The 20,639-nt window shown below is 61.5% G+C and carries 21 protein-coding genes; 9 read left to right on the top strand and 12 right to left on the bottom strand.

The window, feature by feature from the left end; translation table 11 throughout:
* Window positions 1–84 precede the first annotated feature (84 nt).
* Window positions 85–297: a hypothetical protein gene (locus tag GV819_RS29205; RefSeq protein WP_161759504.1), complete on the top strand. Its 213-nt coding sequence runs from the start codon at window positions 85–87 to the stop codon at window positions 295–297.
* Window positions 298–368: 71 nt separating this feature from the next.
* Here the strand turns inward: GV819_RS29205 and GV819_RS29200 are convergent, their stop codons facing one another.
* The 7 genes from GV819_RS29200 to GV819_RS29170 form a co-directional block, all read right to left on the bottom strand.
* Window positions 369–1,133 carry an ABC transporter ATP-binding protein gene (locus GV819_RS29200; protein WP_161759503.1) on the bottom strand — a complete coding sequence of 255 codons (765 nt, stop codon included), beginning with the start codon at window positions 1,131–1,133 and terminating at the stop codon, window positions 369–371.
* A gap of 14 nt (window positions 1,134–1,147) precedes the next feature.
* Window positions 1,148–2,266, bottom strand: a complete 1,119-nt coding sequence (locus GV819_RS29195; RefSeq protein ID WP_161759502.1) for a succinylglutamate desuccinylase/aspartoacylase family protein — start codon at window positions 2,264–2,266, stop codon at window positions 1,148–1,150.
* A 24-nt stretch (window positions 2,267–2,290) separates the two neighbouring features.
* Window positions 2,291–3,001: an ABC transporter permease gene (locus GV819_RS29190; protein WP_161759501.1), complete on the bottom strand. Its 711-nt coding sequence runs from the start codon at window positions 2,999–3,001 to the stop codon at window positions 2,291–2,293.
* A complete protein-coding gene (locus GV819_RS29185) occupies window positions 2,998–3,726 on the bottom strand; it encodes an ABC transporter permease (RefSeq protein ID WP_161759500.1) in 729 nt (242 codons plus the stop codon). The genes GV819_RS29190 and GV819_RS29185 overlap by 4 nt, the downstream gene beginning before the upstream one ends.
* 56 nt (window positions 3,727–3,782) lie before the next feature.
* Complete coding sequence (locus tag GV819_RS29180) at window positions 3,783–4,565, bottom strand: transporter substrate-binding domain-containing protein (RefSeq protein WP_161759499.1); 783 nt, start codon at window positions 4,563–4,565, stop codon at window positions 3,783–3,785.
* 316 nt (window positions 4,566–4,881) lie between these two features.
* Complete coding sequence (locus tag GV819_RS29175; protein ID WP_161759498.1) at window positions 4,882–7,323, bottom strand: penicillin acylase family protein; 2,442 nt, start codon at window positions 7,321–7,323, stop codon at window positions 4,882–4,884.
* Between the two features lie 148 nt (window positions 7,324–7,471).
* On the bottom strand, window positions 7,472–8,110 hold the full coding sequence (locus GV819_RS29170) for a glutathione binding-like protein (protein WP_161759497.1): 639 nt from the start codon (window positions 8,108–8,110) through the stop codon (window positions 7,472–7,474).
* Window positions 8,111–8,255: 145 nt separating this feature from the next.
* Between GV819_RS29170 and GV819_RS29165 the strand changes: the two genes are divergently transcribed.
* Window positions 8,256–8,804, top strand: a complete 549-nt coding sequence (locus GV819_RS29165) for a cysteine hydrolase family protein (RefSeq protein ID WP_161759496.1) — start codon at window positions 8,256–8,258, stop codon at window positions 8,802–8,804.
* Between the two features lie 57 nt (window positions 8,805–8,861).
* Here the strand turns inward: GV819_RS29165 and GV819_RS29160 are convergent, their stop codons facing one another.
* From GV819_RS29160 to GV819_RS29145, 4 genes are all read right to left on the bottom strand, one after another.
* Window positions 8,862–9,095 (bottom strand): SEC-C metal-binding domain-containing protein, encoded by a 234-nt coding sequence (locus GV819_RS29160; protein ID WP_161759495.1) that lies wholly within the window; start codon window positions 9,093–9,095, stop codon window positions 8,862–8,864.
* 6 nt (window positions 9,096–9,101) lie between these two features.
* The gene (locus GV819_RS29155) at window positions 9,102–9,587 is read right to left on the bottom strand and encodes an LEA type 2 family protein (protein ID WP_161759494.1); all 486 of its coding nucleotides are present in this window, start codon (window positions 9,585–9,587) and stop codon (window positions 9,102–9,104) included.
* Between the two features lie 65 nt (window positions 9,588–9,652).
* Entirely contained in the window at window positions 9,653–10,129 is a 477-nt protein-coding gene (locus GV819_RS29150; RefSeq protein WP_161759493.1) for a YchJ family protein, read from the bottom strand.
* Window positions 10,130–10,133: 4 nt separating this feature from the next.
* Entirely contained in the window at window positions 10,134–10,631 is a 498-nt protein-coding gene (locus tag GV819_RS29145; RefSeq protein ID WP_161759492.1) for a DUF6231 family protein, read from the bottom strand.
* A gap of 190 nt (window positions 10,632–10,821) precedes the next feature.
* Here GV819_RS29145 and GV819_RS29140 point away from each other — a divergent pair, with 190 nt between their 5' ends.
* The 3 genes from GV819_RS29140 (at window position 10,822) to GV819_RS29130 (ending at window position 12,743) form a co-directional block, all read left to right on the top strand.
* A complete protein-coding gene (locus GV819_RS29140; RefSeq protein ID WP_161759491.1) occupies window positions 10,822–11,478 on the top strand; it encodes an OmpA family protein in 657 nt (218 codons plus the stop codon).
* A 235-nt stretch (window positions 11,479–11,713) separates the two neighbouring features.
* Entirely contained in the window at window positions 11,714–11,992 is a 279-nt protein-coding gene (locus tag GV819_RS29135) for a DUF1145 domain-containing protein (RefSeq protein ID WP_161759490.1), read from the top strand.
* Window positions 11,985–12,743: a collagen-like protein gene (locus GV819_RS29130; RefSeq protein ID WP_161759489.1), complete on the top strand. Its 759-nt coding sequence runs from the start codon at window positions 11,985–11,987 to the stop codon at window positions 12,741–12,743. The genes GV819_RS29135 and GV819_RS29130 overlap by 8 nt, the downstream gene beginning before the upstream one ends.
* Window positions 12,744–12,798: 55 nt before the next feature.
* Here the strand turns inward: GV819_RS29130 and GV819_RS29125 are convergent, their stop codons facing one another.
* On the bottom strand, window positions 12,799–13,263 hold the full coding sequence (locus GV819_RS29125) for a CopD family protein (RefSeq protein WP_161759488.1): 465 nt from the start codon (window positions 13,261–13,263) through the stop codon (window positions 12,799–12,801).
* A gap of 98 nt (window positions 13,264–13,361) precedes the next feature.
* Between GV819_RS29125 and dinG the strand changes: the two genes are divergently transcribed.
* From dinG to GV819_RS29105, 4 genes are all read left to right on the top strand, one after another.
* Window positions 13,362–15,506, top strand: a complete 2,145-nt coding sequence (gene dinG / locus GV819_RS29120) for an ATP-dependent DNA helicase DinG (protein ID WP_161759487.1) — start codon at window positions 13,362–13,364, stop codon at window positions 15,504–15,506.
* A 93-nt stretch (window positions 15,507–15,599) separates the two neighbouring features.
* On the top strand, window positions 15,600–17,993 hold the full coding sequence (locus GV819_RS29115) for a beta-galactosidase (RefSeq protein ID WP_161759486.1): 2,394 nt from the start codon (window positions 15,600–15,602) through the stop codon (window positions 17,991–17,993).
* A gap of 150 nt (window positions 17,994–18,143) precedes the next feature.
* A complete protein-coding gene (locus GV819_RS29110; protein WP_161759485.1) occupies window positions 18,144–19,298 on the top strand; it encodes a serine hydrolase domain-containing protein in 1,155 nt (384 codons plus the stop codon).
* Between the two features lie 97 nt (window positions 19,299–19,395).
* On the top strand, window positions 19,396–20,541 hold the full coding sequence (locus GV819_RS29105; RefSeq protein WP_161759484.1) for a serine hydrolase domain-containing protein: 1,146 nt from the start codon (window positions 19,396–19,398) through the stop codon (window positions 20,539–20,541).
* The last annotated feature ends 98 nt before the right edge of the window (window positions 20,542–20,639 follow it).

The following is a 20,639-nucleotide window of genomic DNA, read 5'->3' as shown; positions in this document are numbered from 1 at the left end:
CGGGAATTCCTGAGCGGGTAGACACTCTATTGAGTGTCCTTCCGGTACGCGCAAGGCGTATCGGGAACAGCTCAGGAGTGCCCCATGAAGATAGATCCGCGAATCAGCGCCACCTTGGCAAGGCTGGAACCCAATCAGGTTGGCTTGTTGGCCTGGAGCCTGTTGGCGTATCCCTCCGTCAGCATGGCAGGCGGTATTCCCGGTCAGCCTGACCCGGACACTCCTCAGCCGCTTGAACCTACAGAACCTGGCGAGCCGACGTTGCCGGACGAACCGCCTTCCGCGCCTGCCGTCTGAGCTTGGCGAGTACGTTCAAGTGCCCCGTCCGCCCAGTCCCTGTAAGGCCTAACGCACGGGGCAGGCAGCCCTTACTTCAGATTGCCGCTGAGAAACTGCTGCAGGCGTTCGCTTTTCGGGTTACCCAGTACGGCTTCGGGCGCACCTTCCTCCTCCACCAGGCCTTTGTGCAGAAACATCACCTGGCTCGAGACCTTGCGTGCAAAACTCATTTCGTGGGTGACCATGATCATCGTCCGGCCTTCCTCCGCCAGGCCCTGGATCACCTTGAGCACCTCACCCACCAGCTCCGGGTCCAGGGCTGAGGTGGGTTCGTCGAACAGCATGACTTCCGGCTCCATGGCCAGGGCCCGGGCGATGGCAACCCGCTGCTGCTGGCCGCCGGACAGGAACGCCGGGTATTGAGTGGCGACCCGGGCTGGCAGGCCGACCTTGTCGAGGTAGCGCCGGGCACGTTCCTCGGCCTCCTTGGGGCTGACCCCCAGCACCCGGCGCGGGGCCATGGTGATGTTTTCCAGCACGGTCATGTGACTCCACAGATTGAAATGCTGGAATACCATTGCCAGCCGGGTACGAATCCGCTGCAGCTCGGCCGGGTCGGCCACGTGCATGCCGTGGCGATCGCTGACCATGCGGATCTGCTGGCCATCCAGACTCATGGCACCGTCGTCCGGAGTTTCGAGAAAGTTGATGCAACGCAGGAAGGTGCTTTTGCCCGAGCCGCTGGCGCCGATCAGGCTGATCACGTCGCCAGTCTTGGCCTTGAGGGAAACACCCTTGAGCACTTCATTGTCGCCATAGCATTTATGCAGGCCTTCAACGGTCAATTTGTACATGGTGGCTTGCATCCTCAAGGCGAAAGTAGGTAACCGCTGCGATAGGCTTCGTGGCCGGCGACATGGGCGATCACCATGCCGGCGGTGGCCATGCGCCGCAGCGAGCGGGCATACATGAGCCCGGCATTGTTGCAGTGGATAGGGGTGACCCGGTCGTTGATCGGGTCGATGATTTCGGCCACCAACTGACCGGCCTCCAGGTATTCCCCCGGCAGGGCGCTGAACACCAACAGCCCGCCCACCACTGTGGTCACCGGCTCGACCCCGGCCAGAGGCGTGGCTGGGAAGGGCAGGTCGGGCAGTGGCGGCGCCTCGCCGTCGATGGCGCCAAAGCGGGTCAGGTAGTCGATCAGGGCTTGGCAGTCGAGGCTGGCCAAACCGTGATTGACGTCGCCCTGGCCGCGCAGCTCGACGGTCACCGCAAAGCTGCCTGGCGGAATGGCAAAGTGCTCGCCGAAGCGCTGTCGCAGTTGCCACCACAGCAGGCTGAAGCACTCGTCGAACGACCAGGCCGCGGAGTCAGTGGCCAGCAGGCAGGCTTCGGCGCCGATATAGCGGGCCAATGGCTCCACCTGGGGCCAGGCTTCGGGGGTGGTGTACAGGTGCGCCACGGCTTCGAAGTCGCAATGCAGGTCCAGCACCATGTCGGCATCGCAGGCCAGCTGTTGCAGGGTCAGTTGCAGAGACTGCAATTGGGTCTGCGCTCGTTGTCGGGCCAGGGCGTCGACCAGCTGGCGGCGGATCAATTCGAGATTGTGCTGCGGATCGTCATTGAGCAGCCCTTCAATGGCGTCGCCGACCTGCTCGCCGAGGTCGACGAACCCGCGGTTGAAGTTCTGCCCGCTTTCCAGCTGGTAGCGGCCCAGGGGCACGTCCATCAGCACCTGTTCCAGGCCCACCGGGTTGGCCACCGGCACCAGGACGATTTGCTGGCGCAGGCGCCCAGCGGCTTCTAGTTCGGTCAGGCGTTGCTTGAGGTGCCAGGCCACCAGCATGCCGGGCATCTCGTCGGCATGCAGGGAGGATTGGATGTAGATCTTGCCGGTGGCCTGGGGCGGGCCGAAGTGAAAGCTGTGGACCTGGCGCGCGGTGCCCGGCAGCGGGGCGAGCAGGTCGTGGATCTCGTGGCGCATTGACGGTTTTTCCTGCAGCAAGTCCTAGTGGGTCGGCCCGAGGAAGGCCAGCCAGCGGCGTTCAGCGAGGCGGAACAGGCCCACCAGGGTGAAAGTCACGCACAGGTAGATGATGGCGGCGATACCGAACGACTGAAACGTCAGGAAGGTCGCCGAGTTGGCGTCGCGGGCGATTTTCAGGATGTCGGGGATGGTCGCGGTGAACGCCACGGTAGTGGAGTGCAGCATCAGGATCACTTCGTTGCTGTAGTAGGGCAGCGAGCGGCGCAGGGCCGAGGGCATGATCACATAGGCATACAGTTTCCATCCGCTGAGGCCATAGGCCTTGGCCGCCTCGACTTCGCCGTGGGCCATGCTGCGGATTGCCCCGGCGAAAATCTCCGTGGTATAGGCGCAAGTGTTCAGGGCGAAGGCGAGGATGGTGCAGTTCATTGCATCGCGGAAGAACGAGTCCAGCAGCGGTTGCGCACGGACTGCGGCAATGCTGTAGATCCCGGTGTAGCAGATCAGCAACTGGATATAGAGCGGTGTGCCGCGGAATAGGTAGGTATAGAAGCGCACCGGCCAGCGGATGTAGCGCTTGGGCGAAACCCAGGCAATCGACAGCGGGATCGACACCAGAAAACCAATGCAGATCGAGGCGCTGAGCAGCCACATGGTCATGGCCAGCCCGGTCATGTGGTAACCGTCGCTGTAAAGGAAGGGGCGCCAGTATTCCTGCAGGAGTTCGATCATCGCACCGCCTCCCGTGCGCCTGCAGCGTAGCGTCGTTCAAGCCTGCGCAGGATGAAGTTGGAGGCGCTGGTGATCAGCAGATAGATCAACGCGGCGATAACCAGGAAGTAGAACAACTGGTAGGTGCTTTTGCCGGCATCCTGGGCGGCCTTGACCAGGTCGGCCAGGCCAATGATCGACACCAGGGCGGTGGCCTTGAGCATCACCATCCAGTTGTTACCAATGCCCGGCAGGGCGAAGCGCATCATCTGTGGGAAGACCACGAAGCGAAAGCGCTGTCCGCGTTTCAGACCGTAGGCGGTGGCGGCTTCGACCTGGCCTCGCGGTACGGCAAGGATTGCTCCGCGAAAGGTTTCGGTGAAGTAGGCGCCATAGATGAACCCCAGGGTGATCACCCCGGCGCTGAAGGGATTGATCTCGATGTAGTCCCACTCCATGAAATCGGTGAAGGACGTCAGCCAGGTCTGCAGGCTGTAGAAAATCAGCAGCATCAGCACCAGGTCCGGTACTCCGCGGATCAGCGTGGTGTAGAGCTGGGCTGGAATTCGCAGCAGTTTGAGGCTGGAGAGTTTGGCGCTGGCGCCGAGCAGGCCGAGCAAGACGCTGACCAGGAGCGACAACACCGACAGCTTGATGGTCATCCAGGTACCTTCCAGCAGCAGGGGGCCGAAACCCTTCAGGCTGAAGGCGGAAAGCCCTAGGTTGTTTAGAAGTTCTTCGAACATTGATCGGTGACCTGTGGCAGTAAAAAAGGCGCCCATCGAAGATGGGCGCCGGCAGGTTATTTACCGCTGTAGAGGTTCAGGTCACCGAAGTGCTTTTTCTGGATGGTGGCGTAGGTGCCATCATCGTGTAACGCTTTGATACCTTTATCCAAGAGCGCTTTCAGCTCTTTGTTACCTTTTGAGATACCGACCGCAGTCTTGGCTGGCAACAGTGGATCGTCCACTGGCTTGCTGACTTCGTAGTCAGCGCCCTGCGGCGATTTGAGGAAGCCCAGTTCGGCTTGCAACATGTCCTGGATCGAGGCGTCGAGGCGTCCGGAGGTCAGGTCGGCGTACACCTGGTCCTGGTTCTGATAGGCCTGGGTTTTCACCCCGGCCTTGTCCAGCACGGCCTTGGCATAGGCTTCCTGGATGGTGCCCTGCTCGTAGCCGACGGTCTTGCCCTTGAGCGAGGTGATGTCTGTGCTCAGGCCGGAGCCTTTCTTGAACACCAGCGAGGTAGGGCCGGAGAACAGTTCGCTGGAGAAGTCGATGACTTTTTCACGGGCTGGGGTGACGGTCATGGAGGAGATCACACCGTCGAATTTATTGGCCTTGAGGCCTGGGATCATGCCGTCGAAGTCGCTTTCGACCCACTTGCATTTGACCTTCAACTCGGCGCAGATGGCATTGCCCAGATCGATGTCGAAGCCTACCAGGCTGCCATCGGCGGCTTTGGATTCAAAAGGGGCGTAGGACGGATCGACGCCGAAGCGCAGTTCCTTGTACTCCTTGGCCAACGCGGAGCCGGCGGCCATGCACAGAGCCAGTGCAGAAAGGGTCAGCAATGCTTTTTTCATTATTCAATCCCTAAGAACCAATATGAGCGCTTGTGGCGCATGAGTACTGTTACTGGAAGGCATGTGACTTAATGAAAGTAGCAATTTCCGAACCAGAGTCCCGAACAAGTGTTTTAAAAGCGCTCCGAAGCAACGATGCGACGACCGTCGCGCGCTGAAACAGGGCGTGCTTCTCGCGTTGCACGATTAAGGTGCATGCGAGCTGGAAATGGCTTTTGGGGGCAGTGCTGGCGGGGGCGGGGGATGCTGCCAAGAGTGGATCACTCTGGCGCAGGCCCGCTTGCGCAGGGCGTGCAAGCGGGATCTGGGGATGGCCTTACTTGCTGGGAACCAGGGTCAGGCGGGTCTTGCCGTAGCTGCGTTCGAAGTTCTGTGGTTGCATCGGGAAGCTCAAGTACTGGGCCTTGAGCCAGCCGTCGATGCCGTTGGCATAGTTCGGGCTTGCCGGGTTACTGGATTGGCCACTGCTGTTGAGTCCCATTAGTGGCTCGCTCAGCGCGAAGTCGACAACGAAGCGCAGGGCTGGGGTCGTGGTGATGGCAAAGTCCTGTCCCCAGCGATATCCGGCGCTGTTGATGGTGCTCTGGTCGCCACCGGCCTGCAATGGGCCGCGAATCACCTGGCCGCTGCTGTTGATCCAGCGATAGCTGTGCAACTTGCCCCACTGCCAGGTCTTGCGGTCCGTGCCCATCAGTTGCTCACCCGCACTGACGGCGGCCGCCAGGCTACGGGCGAGAATCGCTGGCTTGTCCTCTTTTTGCTCGGTGCGCGAGTCGCCCCAGAACGGACTGTCTTCCCGGCCCAGAAGATGGTCGGCCTGGGCTGAATAGGAAAGGCCCGCATTGGCGACAAAGGCTTGCCAGGCAATGCCGGGCTCTGGGCCGAGCCGTTTGAGGAAGGTCTGCCTGGCGCTTTCCTGGAGGAACAATTCGTAGAGCGCGGCGTCGGCGGAGCCGGCACTGAGTTTGCCGTCGAACGCCATCAGCCGGCTGTAGGCCTCGCGGGCTTTGGCGCGGTCAGCGTCGGGCAGGGCTTGGATGGCGTTTTTCAGCGGCAGGGCCATGCCTGGCGCCTCGAACATCTTTTTCAACTTGGCGGCGAACAGGGTGGTCTGGTCGTATTGCAGGGCAATCAGGCTGCGGCTGTCCTGCTTGCCGCCAGACAGCAACTGCCCGATACGCTCGGCCCTCTCCGGAGCATCCCAGGAGTTGGACAGCTGCATACCGTAACCGCGGGAGATCACCCGCTGATTGGCGGTGGCGATCCAGCCTTGCGCCGGGTCCTGGTCATAAGGATGGAGCATCGGGTCGGCGTAGCCGTCCCAGTCATAGCGTCCGTCCCAGCCGGGAGATGGCAGCAGGCCTTGGCCCTCGCGACGGTTGGGGAAGCGCCCGGTGACCTGCCAACCGATGTTGCTGGCGTCGGCGTAGACCATATTCAGGGCAATGGCACGGATCTCGCGGCTGGCGTCGGAGGCCTTTTCCACAGCCTGTGCCCGTGACAGGTCGAAGAAAGCATCCAGGCTCTTATCATCCTTGAACTCTGGCACTTGCAGCGCCAGACCGTAGCCACTGGCCAGGTCATTGCTGGCGTTGATCCCCAGGGAGCTGTTGAGCAGTGGGCCGTGGCGGGTTTCGTACACGGCTTCGCGAATCGGCCGTTGGCCTTTGACGAAGTAGGTTTCGTTGCGAACGATGGCCGGCTGCCATTTTCCGTTGTTCTGGTAGTACAGCGCGTTGCCCTGGCGCTTGAGCTTCTCCAGGAACAGGTCCTGGTTGTCGCCCATCGCGGAGCTCATGCTCCAGGCCAGCTTGCCGTTGAACCCTTGCAGAATGGCCGGCAAACCGGCAATCGAGGCACCGGCGGCCTGATACTTCGGGGCGCGGATCTGCACGTAGTACCACGCGCTGATCTGGCTGTCGCTGGCCAGCAGGCTGCGACCGCTGCGGGCGTGCTGCGGGGCGACGGCCAGGTTGCTGCCGCCGGTGACACCCAGTGTATTGAGGGCCGACATCTGCTTGGCGGCAAGACTGAGCTCGCTCATGCCTGGCACATTCAATGCCAGCCCCTTGAGTTTGTCGGCCTCGGTCATGGGCAGCGGCTCATCGGGGTAGCTTGGCGTCAGCCAGGGCAGTCTGTCGTTGCTGACCTTTTGCGCCAGTACCAGAGCGTTGATCTCTTCCTGCAGATTGGCGGACTGGCCGAAACTCAGCAGGCAGAAAATCAGTGCCGAATCCTCGGCTTTCCAGTATTCCGGGGTGTAGCCCTTCGACGCCAGATCCGGCGGCAGCTTGTCGCGATAGCGGAACAGGTAAGCGTTGACGCCCCGCGCATAGACTTCGAAGAAGCGCTTGATTCGTGGCGACGAGGCCTTGTACAGCTCGCCGGCGCTTTTCTTCAGGTTCACTGCGCGCATCAGGCGGTCGACATCCAGCACCTCGGCGCCGGACATTTCGGCCAGTCGGCCCTGGGCCAGCAGGCGCAGGGTCACCATCTCACCGATGCGGTCGCTGGCGTGCACATAACCCAAGGTGAACAGCGCGTCGTGGAAGCTGTTGCTTTCGATCAGCGGTACACCGACGGCGCTACGCCGCACCGAAACGTTCTGTGCCAGCCCCTTGAGAGGTTGTACGCCAGAGGTGGGTGGCAGGCTGTTCTGAGTGTTCCAGGACTGGCAACCAGCCAGGCTGAGAGCACCGGCCACTGCCGCGGCAACGCCGAACCGGGGAAGAAAATGTGAGAGGGCTGGCGAGGCCATGGCAAAGCTCCTGCGGGGGGTAGCGTCGATAAAGGCGCTACGTTAGTGAGCAGGCGAGTGCCGCGCAAGCGGGGGCTGGGAGTATTTGTGTGTTGCTGCGCAATTAGCCTTCGCCGGCAAGCCGGCGAAGCTGTTTTGGACGATCGAATCAGGCTGGATTGACTCGCTCCACTAGGGCATAGGCCCGTTCCGTGGCGGGGCGGTTGTGGATGCTGATGAACCAGCGGTGCAGATGAGGGAAGTCCTCGAGTTTCTGGCTCTGTTTCTTGTACGAGGCGATCCATGGATAGATCGCCATGTCAGCAATGCTGTATTGATTGCCGGCGACAAAGGCCCGGTCCGCCAGGCGCCGGTCCAGCACCCCATACAGGCGCGCAGTCTCATCCACGTAACGCTTGATGGCGTAGGGGATCTTTTGCGCAGCGAACTGGCTGAAGTGGTGGTTTTGCCCAGCCATCGGCCCCAGCCCGCCCATCTGCCAAAACAGCCATTGCAGGGTTTCCTGGCGATCCCGCAGCTCCTGAGGCAGGAACTGGCCAGTCTTTTCTGCAAGGTATAGAAGGATCGCCCCGGACTCGAACAGCGACAACGGCGCACCGCCATCCGCCGGTTCATGATCGACGATGGCTGGGATACGGTTGTTGGGGGCAATCTTCAGGAGCTCGGGCTTGAACTGTTCGCCCCGGCCAATGTTGACCGGATACAAGGTGTAGGGCAGGCCGGCTTCTTCCAGGAACAGGGAGATCTTGTGGCCGTTGGGGGTGGTCCAGTAATACAGGTCGATCATGGAGTGCTCCAAGTGGGACGGGTCTTGGTTAAACGACAGCAAACTCCGGCATTAGGTCGTCCTGTCTGCATTCGATGGCTTGCCTGAGACAGTAGGTGATGTTGAAGTCAGTAAAAATCAATGACGGTTCAACCGAGAATCCTCCATGTCCATTTCAGCCAACACGGCGTTGATGCTTATTGATCAGCAGCAAGGCATCCTCCATCCCCGGCTTGGGCCGCGTAACAACCCCCAGGCGGAGGAGTGCATGCTTGAGTTGCTGGCTCACTGGCGTACCCGAGGTTGGCCGGTGATCCACGTGCAGCACCTGTCGCGTTCGACGGAGTCGGTGTTCTGGCCCGGGCAGTCCGGGGTGGAGTTTCAGCCGCGCTTTCGCCCTCGGCCCGGGGAGTGGCTGATTCAGAAACAGGTGCCGGACGCTTTTTGCGCCAATCCGCTGGAGGCGAACTTGCGTGAGGCGGGGATCGGACAGTTGGTGATCGTCGGGGTCGCTACCCACAACTCGGTGGAGTCGACCGCGCGCACCGCTGGCAACCTGGGATTTGCCGTGTGGGTGGTGGCCGACGCTTGCTACACCTTCGACAAACCCGACTTTGCCGGTCGGGCTCGCAGCGCCGAGGAGGTGCATGCCATGTCGCTGGCTAACCTGCACGGCGAGTACGCTACGGTGCTGACCCTGGCGCAGCTCCTGTAGGAGCGGCCAGACGAGGTTGTGCTTGCCGGCGAATGCGCTGGCAAGCTCCTCGTTACTTCAGGCGCCGTGGCACTTCTTGAACTTCTTGCTGCTGCCGCACGGGCATGGATCGTTGCGGCCGACATCTTTCAGCGCGTTGCGCACCGGCTCCTGATGAGCGTGGTTGCAGTGCGGGCCGTGAACATGGCCATGGTCGTGATCGTGCTCATGATGATCATGATGATCATGATGATCATGATGATCATGATCGTGGTTGCAGTCGGGGCCATGGACATGAGGTTGTTGGGTCATTGCGGGTTACTCCGGAATAAAATCGCCGGGAATTATCACGCCATTGCGCTTCAGGTGCACGTCCTTGCCGATGAATAATCCGATTTCCAGTTCACCTTCCAGGCGATAGGGAATGGGCTGTTGAGGCTTGCGCAGCAGTTTCACCACATCACGGATCTGCGGCCAGAGGTTGGTGCGCACCGGCACCTTGAAGAAGCGGCTGCTGTGGGGCGTGACCGTGAACCAGTGCTCATGCTCGCCTTCGCTGAGCAGAAACCGCTGCAGATAGACTCGGTAGGTCAGGCGGCGCACCGTCAGGTCACTGTCATTCGGGTTGTCGACACGCAAGTGCAGGGTGAAGCGTTGTTCCAGCAGGTTGGCCTTGACCACCTCGACCTTGACCAGATGCACCGCGGGGTCGCGCTCCTCATCAGTGAACCAGGACGCGCAGCCCGACAGGCTCAGCACCCCAAGCAGGCAGATTGTCCGTAACGCATTTAGCTCACCGAGCATTGCAACACTCCCTTTGATTCCCCGGTGCCCATCCTGGGCCTGGGGTGACCGCCGCCAGTCACGGCTCAGCGGGTTAAATAGCTGGCGCAGCACTTCTTGAATTTGTGCCCGCTGCTGCAGACGCAGGAGTCATTGCGTCCGGCCTTGACCGCAACCGTGGGGTCGATGAAGTACCAGCGTCCCTGGTTCTGCACGAAGGAGGAGCGTTCGCGGTGGCTGTGTTCGCCCTGGCTGTCGTGCCAGCGGGCGGTGAACGTGACGAAGGCGTGCTCGGGTTGGCCGCCGAAGACCTCGGAGCTTTCCACTTGCAGTCCCAGCCAGGTGCTTTGTGCACTCCAGTCGCTGATGGACTGGCGATCCAGCCCGGCTTGTTGCGCCGGCAATGTGGTTGCCAAAAGGTAATCCACTTGCCCCAGCACATAGGCGCTGTAGCGCGAACGCATCAAGGCTTCGGCGCAGGGGGCGGGGTGGCCGGCATGGTAATGGCCGCAGCAGGCGTCCAGCAGGTTGCCGCTGCCGCAGGGACAGATCGAGGCGCTCATTGTGTTACCACCAATACTTTCCGAAGTTTTCCGGGTTTGCCCAGAAGCGTGAGTTGAGCCAGTCGGGCACTTGTTTGTATTCAAGCAGATCGTAGGTAAACAGAGTCAGCACCTGTTTATCCCGTTGAAAGCGTTCGCTGGCCTGCAAGGCCAGGGAGAAAAAGTCGGTTTCCTGCCATCCGCAGGCATCCATGTCGGCCAGTACCGCAATCCGGCTGGCGTTGAGGTTGCGAATGCCTCCCAGCAGGTTCAGGCCCGCGCGCTTGGGCAGGTGCTCCAGGCAATCCACCGCCACCGCCAGGTCAAAACGCCGGGCAGCCAGCTCCGCGGGCAAGGGCCCCGGCGCTGCTTGAGCCACCTGGGTCGTGGGGTGAGCCTGTTTGAATGCCGCCAGGGCGGGGAAGTCACTGGCACCGATCAGCAACAGCTGTTGCGGTGCATAGCGATCCAGCAGGGCCGCCAGGGCCTGTTGCGGGGTGCGGGTAGAAATGCCGGCGCTCATCTTAGCTCCTCGATCAGAACGCTAAAGACTAGCGTGCCGGCACCTGCGGGCCTAGAGCGGTTCTCCACTAAATCAGCGAAGCGCCCGTGTTTGTTGGCTTTAAGCGCAGCTGGCCCTTTGCTGGCGGAGTTGAAAGGCGCGGTCTTTACTCCGTTAATCGGCTTCGAGCCGATCTTTCAGGAGAAATCAGATGAGCATCATTCGGACGGCAGTACCTTTGGTTCTGTTAACCAGTGTGTTGACTGGTTGTGCAGGTTTGCAGAAAACCGACTGGCCGATCTGCGCCGCGGTCGGTGGCGTCACGGGCGCGGCGCTGGGCGCCACCGAAAGTTCCTCGTGGGCAGGTGGTGGCGCGCTGTTGGTCGGTGGCCTGGCAGGCGCCTACTGCTGGGTGCATGGTGCCAGTCCCAAGTGCCCGGATACTCCGCAAGGCGTACCGGTCGATGCTGATGGCTGCCCATTGCCTCCTCCAGTGGTGGAAGAGGTGGTGGTGGTCAAGGAAGAAACCATCGTCATTCGCGATGTGCACTTCCATTTCGACTCGGCCAAGCTGACCGAAGCCGACAAGACCAAGCTCAACACCATTGTGACCCGCTTGAAGCAGGAAGCCCCGACGGCGCAACTGCGCGTGACCGGTTACACCGACAGTGTCGGTCGCGATGCCTACAACCAGAAACTCTCGGATAAACGTGCTCACTCGGTGGTCGAATACCTGATCAACCACGGTATCCCCCGCAGCAGTTTCGTGTCGGTGGCCGGTGCTGGTGAAAGCAAACCGGTGGCGGACAACAAGACCGCTGAAGGGCGGGCGATGAACCGTCGCACCGAGATTCAGATCAACCGCTGAAGGCCTGGAGCCTGCGCGGCCTTATAGCCGCGCAGGGTAGACTTCGCGTCTGGATACCCTCAAAGCAGTCCTCACTCGAACCTTGGTCATCGGCGCGGTTACGGGCCTGTATCTTGCGATCCTCGTCGATCCGGTCGCTAAACAGGTGCCCTTGGAAGAATTTTCATCCCCCGCTGGCATATCCCCGGGATAAGTCGTTACTGTGCGCGCAAAGAATAATCCACGAGGGGAGCATATGAAGGTCTTATGGGGGCTGGGGAAGTTTCTGATCTTGGTATTTTGGCTGGTGGTGCTGATCAACCTGGCCCGGCCATTGGTCAATCCGTTGCATCTGCTGGTCAATTTGGCGGGCTGTCTATTGTTGGTGACACATTTATTGGAACTGGTGTTGTTCAATGGCAGCCTCAGAGGCCGTGTGCATCCCTGGCGTGACCGTCTGCAAATCCTGCTGGTGGGGATCTTCCATCTGCAAACCCTTCCTGCTCCTGAGATCGTCGAGGTCGACCATGCGTAAGCTCTGCCTGTTGGCCCTGTTCTGCAGTCCCCTCGCCGTGGCCCAGGAGGTCAAGGTCGAAACCAACTCCCTGATGCGTCTGCCCAATACCACCAGCACCTTGCAGTTGGAGCGCCTGGACGTCGCTGACTACGGCACCTTGCTGGTTCCGGCGAATGTCACCGAACTCAAGATTGATAACCTGCATCTGGGGCGTGAGGCGCGGATTGCCATTGTGCCTACCGAGCAAAGCCTGCAACTGATTGTCCGCCGTGCGCAGTTGGACGCCGGCAGCCAGATCACTTCCCGTGGCGCACCCGGCAACTATCAGAAAGCTGCCCGACCCGGACGCAATCTGAACCTGCGTATCGAAGCGCTGACGGCTCAGGAACTCTCCGTGGATGCCCGTGGCGGCGCTGGTGCGCCTGGCTATGTCGGCCTTGATGGTGGCAATGGCCAGGAACCTGGTTGCACTTGGGGCCAGGCTGGTCGCGGTGCCGACGGAGACGGCGGTGGCGATGGTCGCCCAGGCGCGGCGGGGGCCCAGGTGCGATTGGAATTGCCCCGTGATTTTCCGGGCGAGCAGATCAAGGTCTGGGTCGATGGCGGTGCCGGCGGCCTGGCCGGTGCAGGCGGCAAGCCCGGGGCTGGGGGCAAGTCCAAGGGTTGCCTGGTCTACCAGACCGACGGTGGCAAGAACGGACGTCCTGGCGCTCAAGGGCAGCCGGGATCGGCAGGGCAGACGGGATCGTTGACGGTGCAGCGCTTGTAACCCCTTGCAGCGTATCTTGCAGCCACCGGCTCTATAGAGCCGGTGGCTGGTTTCATCAGAAGGTTGGTCGGGCCGCGGCCAGGGCCACCAATAGCAAGCCGATGATCAGGTTGATACCCACCAGCCGGCGGATCTTCCCCAGCGCCGCCGCACCGGCCGGCCAGTCTTGCGCCGCCACCGCCTTGTGCAACTCCGGCAGTTGCAGGGACTGGATGCGAATGAACAGCGCGGTCATCACCAGATACAGCCCCATCATTATCTGGACATAGCGCGGTGCGCTTTCAAAACCGTTGAAGCGCAGGTGCAGCAGGCCAATGCCACTGATCGGCAAGATCACCACGGCAGCCCAGACCCAGACAAAAAAGCGCGGAAACACTTGTGCCCAGAGCTTCAACCGCGCCGGTCCCTCAAGGGCGACCATGGCCGCTGGACGCAGGACCATCCAGGCGAAAAACATGCCACCGACCCAGACCAGGGCGGCCAGCACATGCAGGCTATAAGCGAGGGCGAAAGCGGTCATTCGGGTACTCCGTTCTGCGCGGGATGAATTAGCGGGGTATGATAGCGGCCGATTCGAACCACTGAAAATTTATCCAGCGTTTTGTGCGCCCGAAAACCATGATCAGCAACGAACTCAAAACCACGATCCAGGGCGCCTACTCGCGTTTTCTCGAAGCCAAGAGCCTCAAGCCGCGTTACGGCCAGCGTCTGATGATCGCCGAAGTGGCCAAGGTCCTGGGGGACATCGACACCGACGACGAGGGCCGGCGCAGTGGCGACCCGGCAGTGGTCGCGGTGGAGGCCGGCACTGGTACCGGCAAGACTGTTGCCTACAGCCTGGCGGCGATTCCCACCGCCAAGGCCGCGGGCAAGCGCCTGGTGATTGCCACAGCTACCGTCGCCCTGCAGGAACAGATCGTCTACAAGGACCTTCCGGATCTGATGCGCAACAGCGGGCTGAGTTTCACCTTCTCCTTGGCCAAGGGGCGGGGGCGCTACATGTGCTTGTCCAAGCTCGACATGCTGCTCCAGGAAGGTCATGCGCAGACCGCCACGGCCCAGCTGTTCGAGGAGGAAGGCTTCAAGATCGAAGTGGATGAAGCCAGCCAGAAGCTGTTCACCAGCATGATCGAAAAACTCGCCGGGAATAAATGGGACGGCGACCGTGACAGCTGGCCCACGGCCCTGGAAGACGCCGACTGGGCGCGCCTGACCACCGACCACAGCCAGTGCACCAATCGCCATTGCCCGAACTTCGGCCAGTGCGCCTTCTACAAGGCTCGGGAAGGCATGGGCAAGGTCGACGTGATCGTCACCAACCACGACATGGTCCTGGCCGACCTGGCCCTGGGCGGCGGCGCTGTGCTGCCGGACCCACGCGACACGCTCTACGTGTTTGACGAAGGCCATCACCTGCCGGACAAGGCCATCGGCCATTTTGCCCACTACACCCGGCTGCGTTCTACTGCCGATTGGCTGGAACAGACGGCTAAGAACCTCACCAAGCTGCTGGCCCAGAACCCGTTGCCAGGTGACCTGGGACGGTTGATCGAGCAGGTGCCGGAGCTGGCAAGAGAGATCAAGACCCAGCAGCAGTTCATGTTCACTGCCTGCGAGCAGCTCGCTGATTTCAAGACCGGCGAAGACATGGAAGGCCGCGAGCGGCCACGCCATCGTTTCGTCGGTGGGCTGATTCCCGAGCATATGCGGGAGATGGGCATCGAGCTGAAAAAAGGCTTCTCCCGTCTCACCGACCTGTTTACCCGCCTCACCGAATTGCTCAAGGAAGGCATGGATGGCGAGGTCAACATCGGCATCGCCAGCAACCAGGCCGAAGAGTGGTACCCGTTGTTCGGCAGCCTGCAGGCGCGCGCCTCGGGCAACTGGGAGCTATGGACCGCATTCACCATCGAGGACCCGGAAGACAACCCGCCCATGGCCCGTTGGCTGACCCTGGCCGAGAGTGGTTCGCTGTTCGACATCGAGGTCAACGCGAGCCCGATCCTGGCTGCGGAAATGCTCCGGCGCAATCTGTGGAACGTGGCCTACGGGGCCCTGGTGACTTCGGCGACCCTGACCGCCCTGGGGACTTTCGACCGATTCCGCATGCGCGCCGGCCTGCCGAAAAAGGCCGTGACTGCCGTGGTGCCCAGCCCTTTCCATCACGCCGATGCCGGCGTGCTGCGGGTCCCCGACTTGCGCGCCGATCCCCGTGATGCACCGGCGCACACGGCGGCGATCATTCGCGACCTGCCGGAACTGGTAGAGGGTTCCCGAGGCACCCTGGTGCTGTTCTCCTCGCGCAAGCAGATGCAGGACGTGTTCGACGGCCTGGACCGCGACTGGCGCAAGCAGGTGTTTATCCAGGGCAACCTGTCCAAGCAGGAGACCCTCAACAAGCACAAGGCCCGAGTCGACGGCGGTGATTCCAGTGTGCTGTTTGGCCTGGCGAGTTTTGCCGAAGGGGTGGACTTGCCCGGGGCCTATTGCGAGCACGTGGTGATCGCCAAGATCCCGTTCTCGGTGCCCGATGATCCGGTGGAAGCTGCGCTGGCAGAGTGGATCGAGGCTCGGGGCGGCAATCCGTTCATGGAGATCTCGGTGCCGGATGCTTCCCTCAAGCTGGTCCAGGCCTGTGGTCGCTTGCTGCGCACCGAACAGGACCGCGGAACCATCACCCTGCTGGACCGCCGTCTGGTCACTCAGCGCTATGGCAAGGCGATTCTCAATGCCTTGCCGCCATTTCGCCGCGAAATATCTTAAGCACGGTCCGCATATTTGCGCGCGGTGCTGTCTATTTCATGTCACCGCTTCAGCACCGGCCGCTTGGCGGCCTTTAGGGAGAGCCAGGTTCATATGATTCGCCGTTCGTTGCCCGCTGTATTTGCCCTGTTGTTTGCCGCGCCCGTCCTGGCGGCCCCTGCCGGACAACAGACGCTGTTCAACTTTGTCCGGCCTGCCGCTGTGGTCCAGGTGGTGACACAAGATGCCAGCCTGCCGCAGTCCAATGCAGAGCAAACGGCCGAAGGTGAAGTGCTGCGGCGGATCACCTTCAGCCCCACTGCCAAGCCCAGCCTGAGCCTGACGCCACAGAGCGGGGCCTGGGACTGGTCACAGTCGGGAATGATGACCCTGCGCATCCAGAGTGCGATGAACTGGGCTTTGACCCTCTATGTGACTATCCAGAGCAACGACGGCAAGACCCTGGTCAGTCGCGTCGATCTGCCGGCCGGTCCGGCGCAGACCCTGTTGGTGCCGCTGGTAGCCAGCAGTCCGCTGAGCCAGGGCATGAAAGCCGCACCGCCGATGCCGACGACCGTGGACGGCCAGCGCATTTTGCTGGCCAGCAGCGAAGGGCAACTGGACCGCAGCCAGGTGGTGTCGGTGACCTTGTCCTTGGATAACCCCAAAGCCGCGCAAAGTATCCTCCTCGAACGTTTCGGCGTGCAGGACGGCGAGGGCGTGGTCAAGGCGGTCTATGGCTCGCTGGTGGATGGCTACGGCCAGTCGACCCGAGCCCGCTGGCCGGAAAAAGTCAGCAGCGACGATCAACTCAAGGCGGCCGATGCCAAGGAGCAGCAACAACTCAAGGGCTGGCTGGGCGAGCGCGAGAAGGCCTCCCTGGACAAGTTCGGTGGTTGGGACAAGGGCCCGAGCTTCAAGGCCAGTGGTTTCTTTCGCACGGAAAAACGCGATGGTCGCTGGTTCCTGGTGACCCCTGAAGGGCATCCGTTCTATTCCCTGGGGGTCAACACCGTGGCGCCTGACAACAGTCAGACCTATGTCGCGGATCGTGAGTGGATGTTCGCTGACTTGCCCAAGGACGGCGACCCCCTGACGGCTTATTACGGTGCAGGCGACAACCGTGGCGGCAACGGCGCTGACCAGGGCCGAGGCTATAACGTTGGTCGTTGGTACGACTTCTATCGGGCCAACCTGCAACGGACTTATGGCAAGTCATGCGCGGCGAGCAGTGAGGCTGTGGTCGAGGCCTCGACAACCGAGGCCAAGGCGGCGGAGACGGCCACTGCCCCCTGCGCGGCCCCGGTATTTGATGATAAACGCTGGCTCAGCCATACCCTGGACCGCTTGCAGGCCTGGGGTTTCAACACCCTCGGCAACTGGAGTGCGCCAGCGCTGGGTCTCGCTAACCGGGTGCCCTATACCTTGCCGTTATCGATCGTCGGTGATTACGCCAGCATCAGCACCGGCAGCGATTGGTGGGGCGGCATGCCCGACCCTTTCGATCCGCGTTTTGCCATGGCCACTGAACGCGCTGTAGCCATCGCCGCTCGCGATCATCGCGATGACCCTTGGCTGATTGGCTATTTTGCCGACAACGAGCTGGCCTGGGCCGGTCCCGGGAACGATCCGAAAGCCCGTTATGCCCTGGCCTACGGCACCCTGCGCCTGACCACCGATGTTCCAGCCAAGCGCGCTTTTCTCAAGCAACTGCGGGACAAGTACCGCAACCAGGCGGGCCTGTCGAAAGCCTGGGGAATCGATCTGCCGGCCTGGGAGTTGATGGAGGATCCGGGTTTCGTGCCGCCACTGCCGAACCCTGAGCATCCGGAAATCGAAGCCGACTTCAAGTATTTCCAGAAGGTCTTCGCCGACACCTATTTCAAGACCATCGCCGACTCGTTGAAGTGGCATGCTCCCAACCACTTGCTGTTGGGCGGGCGGTTTGCCGTCAGCAACCCTGAGGCGGTGGCCGCCTGCGCCCAGTATTGCGACGTTTTGAGTTTCAACATGTACACCCTCAAGCCTCAGGATGGTCAGGACTTTGCGTACTTGCGCAGCCTCGACAAGCCGGTACTGGTGACTGAGTTCAACTTCGGCTCCCGGGATCGCGGCCCGTTCTGGGGTGGCGTAACCGAGCTGGCCCGTGAGGAAGACCGTGGCCCGGCCTATGCCAACTTCCTCAAGCAGGCGCTGAGTGAACCATCGATTGTCGGCGTGCACTGGTTCCAGTACCTCGACCAGCCGGTGACCGGGCGCTTGCTGGACGGTGAGAACGGTCACTTCGGTCTGGTGGGCATCACTGATGTGCCGTTCCAGGGCTTTGTCGACAGTGTGCGCAAGAGCAACCTGCAGGCGGTGGACCAGCTGGGTAAGGAAGCGCAAAAGGCCCAGGTCCAGGCCGAACAGGCGGCCGCGACCGAGCATGGCGCTGACGGCGGTGACAAAGGTCACGCCAGCAAGGGCCCAGGCGGTCATTCCGGTGGCCATTCCGGCAACGGTCATTAATCGCCAGATGGCTCTTTCAGTGCTTATTGACCGTTCGGCTGGTCACCGCGCAATGACCAGCCAGAAACTGATCCAGGTCTATGGCTGGCATCGCTGGGGCTAAAATAATTCTCCCTTCACAGGTGTTTCATTGTTGAAGGGAGTCGACACATGGACATTCACGGGTATTGCGTAAAGGAATTCGAGCCGGTCTATCAGGCGTTCGCCGAATTGTTTGACGACCCGCGCGAGCGTGGCGCGGCGGTGTGTATCCAAGTGGCTGGGCAGACCCTGGTGGATCTCTGGGCGGGGACTCGTGATTCGCAGCGGAGCCTGCCTTGGGACAGGGATACGCTGGTCAGTCTGTATTCCTGCGGCAAGCCGTTCGCGGCTGTGGCGGTGTTGCAGTTGGTGGAACGCGGCCTCCTGCATCTGGATCAGCCGATCGCCCGCTACTGGCCGGAATTCGCCGCCTCGGGCAAACAGCAGGTGACCCTGCGTCAGGTGCTATGCCATGTTTCCGGCTTACCAGCGCTGCGCGAGGTATTGCCGGCTGCCACGCTCTACGACTGGGACTTCATGATCGAGTGCATTGCCGCGCATCCACTCTGGTGGGCGCCAGGCAGCACTCTGGGTTATGCACCGATGATCTACGGTTGGGTGCTGGGCGAAACAATCCGACGTGTAGATGGACGTGAGCCCGGTAACTATATCGCTGAGGAGATCTGCACGCCTCTGGGGCTGGATTTTCATGTCGGAGTGGCCGATCAGGACTTTCAACGCATCGCCTACCTGTCACGGGGGGAAGGCTGGGTCGGTGACGCTGCGGCGCAGGATCTGTGGTGGGTGATGGGCAATGAACCGCGCAACGTGGCCACTCTGGCTTTTTCCAATCCCTCGGTGTCGCCAAGCCAGACCTTTCAACCCCGCTGGTGGCGCCTGCAGAATCCGGGGCTTAGCGGGCACGGCAATGCCCATGGCCTGGCGGGTTTCTACAGTGCATTGCTGGGTGATGAACTGCTGGGCGCGCCACTGCGTGAGGAGTTTACCCGACCCCACAGTGGTGGTTGGGACCAGTCATTACGCACTCCGACGCGTTTTGGCCTGGGCTGCATGCTCGATCAGCCAGATCAGGCCAATGCGACCTTCGGCCTGGGGCCAAGGGCTTTTGGACACTTGGGGTTGGGCGGCTCGGTGGGATTTGCCGATCCACAACGTGATCTGGCTTTCGGCTTCGTCACCAATACCATGGGCGGTTTCAGCCTGATGGACCCGCGGGCCCAGCGCTTGTCGCGACTCGCCGGGCAGAGCCTGGCAGCCTGCTGATCCGAGGGTTTGCGAATGGCTGTCGGTTGTTCCCAAATCCCTTCGGGGCTGGAACAATGCGCGCCACGTTGTCGAGCATTGTTGTGGGGGAGTCAGGGTGCAGATTCAGGGTCATTACGAGCTTAAGTTCGAGGCGGTACGCGAGGCCTTTGCGACGCTGTTCGACGATTCCCAGGAGCGCGGCGCGGCGCTGTGCATCCAGATCGGTGGGGAAACCGTCGTCGACCTCTGGTCCGGGACTGCCGACAAGGACGGTGCTGAGGCTTGGCACAGCGACACCATTGCCAACCTGTTCTCTTGCACCAAGACCTTTACCGCAGTCACCGCGTTGCAGTTGGTCGCCGAAGGCAAGCTCAAGCTGGATGCTCCGGTGGCTGATTATTGGCCGGAGTTCGCCGCGGCAGGCAAATCTGCCATTACCTTGCGCCAGTTGCTCTGTCACCAGGCCGGCTTGCCGGCATTGCGCGAGCTGCTGCCGCCGGAGGCCCTGTACAACTGGCAAACCATGGTCGATGCCCTGGCTGCCGAGCAGCCCTGGTGGACACCGGGTGAGGGGCATGGTTACGCCGCCATTACCTATGGCTGGCTGGTGGGTGAGCTGATTCGGCGAGCCGACGGACGCGGTCCGGGGGAGTCCATCGTGGCTCGGGTGGCCAAGCCCTTGGGGCTGGACTTCCATGTCGGCCTGGCGGACGCAGAGTTTTACCGGGTGGCGCATATCGCCCGTGGCAAGGGCAATGTCGGTGATGCAGCAGCCCAGCGCCTGCTGCAAGTGACCATGCGCGAACCCGCGGCCATGACTACCCGGGCTTTTACCAATCCACCGTCTATCATGACCAGCACCAATAAACCCGAATGGCGACGCATGCAGCAGCCAGCGGCCAATGGCCATGGCAACGCCCGTAGCCTTGCAGGGTTCTACAGCGGCTTGCTCGATGGCAGCCTGCTGGAGGCCGACATGCTTGAAGAACTGACCCGCGAGCACAGCCTCGGGATGGACAAGACCCTGTTGACCCAGACGCGTTTCGGCCTGGGCTGCATGCTCGATCAACCCCAGGTGGCCAATGCCACCTTCGGTCTGGGGAGCCGGGCATTCGGGCATCCCGGAGCAGGGGGCTCCATCGGTTTTGCTGACCCTGAGCATGATGTGGCGTTCGGTTTTGTGACAAATACCTTGGGGCCTTATGTATTGATGGACCCTCGGGCGCAGAAGCTGGTGCGGGTTTTGTCGGATTGTCTGTAAAAAGGTTGCTGTTAAGAACTTTTTTGCTTAAACATGCTCGGAAAGCTGCAGGAAGGAACCCTGTGGCTTTTATAATTTCCAAGCGTCTGTTTGTAGCG

Origin of the sequence: Pseudomonas sp. Fl5BN2 (assembly GCF_009908205.1) — a bacterium.
Taxonomy (GTDB): Bacteria; Pseudomonadota; Gammaproteobacteria; order Pseudomonadales; family Pseudomonadaceae; genus Aquipseudomonas.
This window is presented reverse-complemented; position numbering and strand designations above follow the sequence as displayed.

Bases quoted from the DNA above. Each gene is read 5' to 3' on its own strand.
- GV819_RS29205 (WP_161759504.1), top strand. From the start codon at position 85: ATGAAGATAGATCCGCGAATCAGCGCCACCTTGGCAAGGCTGGAACCC.
- GV819_RS29200 (WP_161759503.1), bottom strand. From the start codon at position 1,133: ATGTACAAATTGACCGTTGAAGGCCTGCATAAATGCTATGGCGACAAT.
- GV819_RS29195 (WP_161759502.1), bottom strand. From the start codon at position 2,266: ATGCGCCACGAGATCCACGACCTGCTCGCCCCGCTGCCGGGCACCGCG.
- GV819_RS29190 (WP_161759501.1), bottom strand. From the start codon at position 3,001: ATGATCGAACTCCTGCAGGAATACTGGCGCCCCTTCCTTTACAGCGAC.
- GV819_RS29185 (WP_161759500.1), bottom strand. From the start codon at position 3,726: ATGTTCGAAGAACTTCTAAACAACCTAGGGCTTTCCGCCTTCAGCCTG.
- GV819_RS29180 (WP_161759499.1), bottom strand. From the start codon at position 4,565: ATGAAAAAAGCATTGCTGACCCTTTCTGCACTGGCTCTGTGCATGGCC.
- GV819_RS29175 (WP_161759498.1), bottom strand. From the start codon at position 7,323: ATGGCCTCGCCAGCCCTCTCACATTTTCTTCCCCGGTTCGGCGTTGCC.
- GV819_RS29170 (WP_161759497.1), bottom strand. From the start codon at position 8,110: ATGATCGACCTGTATTACTGGACCACCCCCAACGGCCACAAGATCTCC.
- GV819_RS29165 (WP_161759496.1), top strand. From the start codon at position 8,256: ATGTCCATTTCAGCCAACACGGCGTTGATGCTTATTGATCAGCAGCAA.
- GV819_RS29160 (WP_161759495.1), bottom strand. From the start codon at position 9,095: ATGACCCAACAACCTCATGTCCATGGCCCCGACTGCAACCACGATCAT.
- GV819_RS29155 (WP_161759494.1), bottom strand. From the start codon at position 9,587: ATGCTCGGTGAGCTAAATGCGTTACGGACAATCTGCCTGCTTGGGGTG.
- GV819_RS29150 (WP_161759493.1), bottom strand. From the start codon at position 10,129: ATGAGCGCCTCGATCTGTCCCTGCGGCAGCGGCAACCTGCTGGACGCC.
- GV819_RS29145 (WP_161759492.1), bottom strand. From the start codon at position 10,631: ATGAGCGCCGGCATTTCTACCCGCACCCCGCAACAGGCCCTGGCGGCC.
- GV819_RS29140 (WP_161759491.1), top strand. From the start codon at position 10,822: ATGAGCATCATTCGGACGGCAGTACCTTTGGTTCTGTTAACCAGTGTG.
- GV819_RS29135 (WP_161759490.1), top strand. From the start codon at position 11,714: ATGAAGGTCTTATGGGGGCTGGGGAAGTTTCTGATCTTGGTATTTTGG.
- GV819_RS29130 (WP_161759489.1), top strand. From the start codon at position 11,985: ATGCGTAAGCTCTGCCTGTTGGCCCTGTTCTGCAGTCCCCTCGCCGTG.
- GV819_RS29125 (WP_161759488.1), bottom strand. From the start codon at position 13,263: ATGACCGCTTTCGCCCTCGCTTATAGCCTGCATGTGCTGGCCGCCCTG.
- dinG (WP_161759487.1), top strand. From the start codon at position 13,362: ATGATCAGCAACGAACTCAAAACCACGATCCAGGGCGCCTACTCGCGT.
- GV819_RS29115 (WP_161759486.1), top strand. From the start codon at position 15,600: ATGATTCGCCGTTCGTTGCCCGCTGTATTTGCCCTGTTGTTTGCCGCG.
- GV819_RS29110 (WP_161759485.1), top strand. From the start codon at position 18,144: ATGGACATTCACGGGTATTGCGTAAAGGAATTCGAGCCGGTCTATCAG.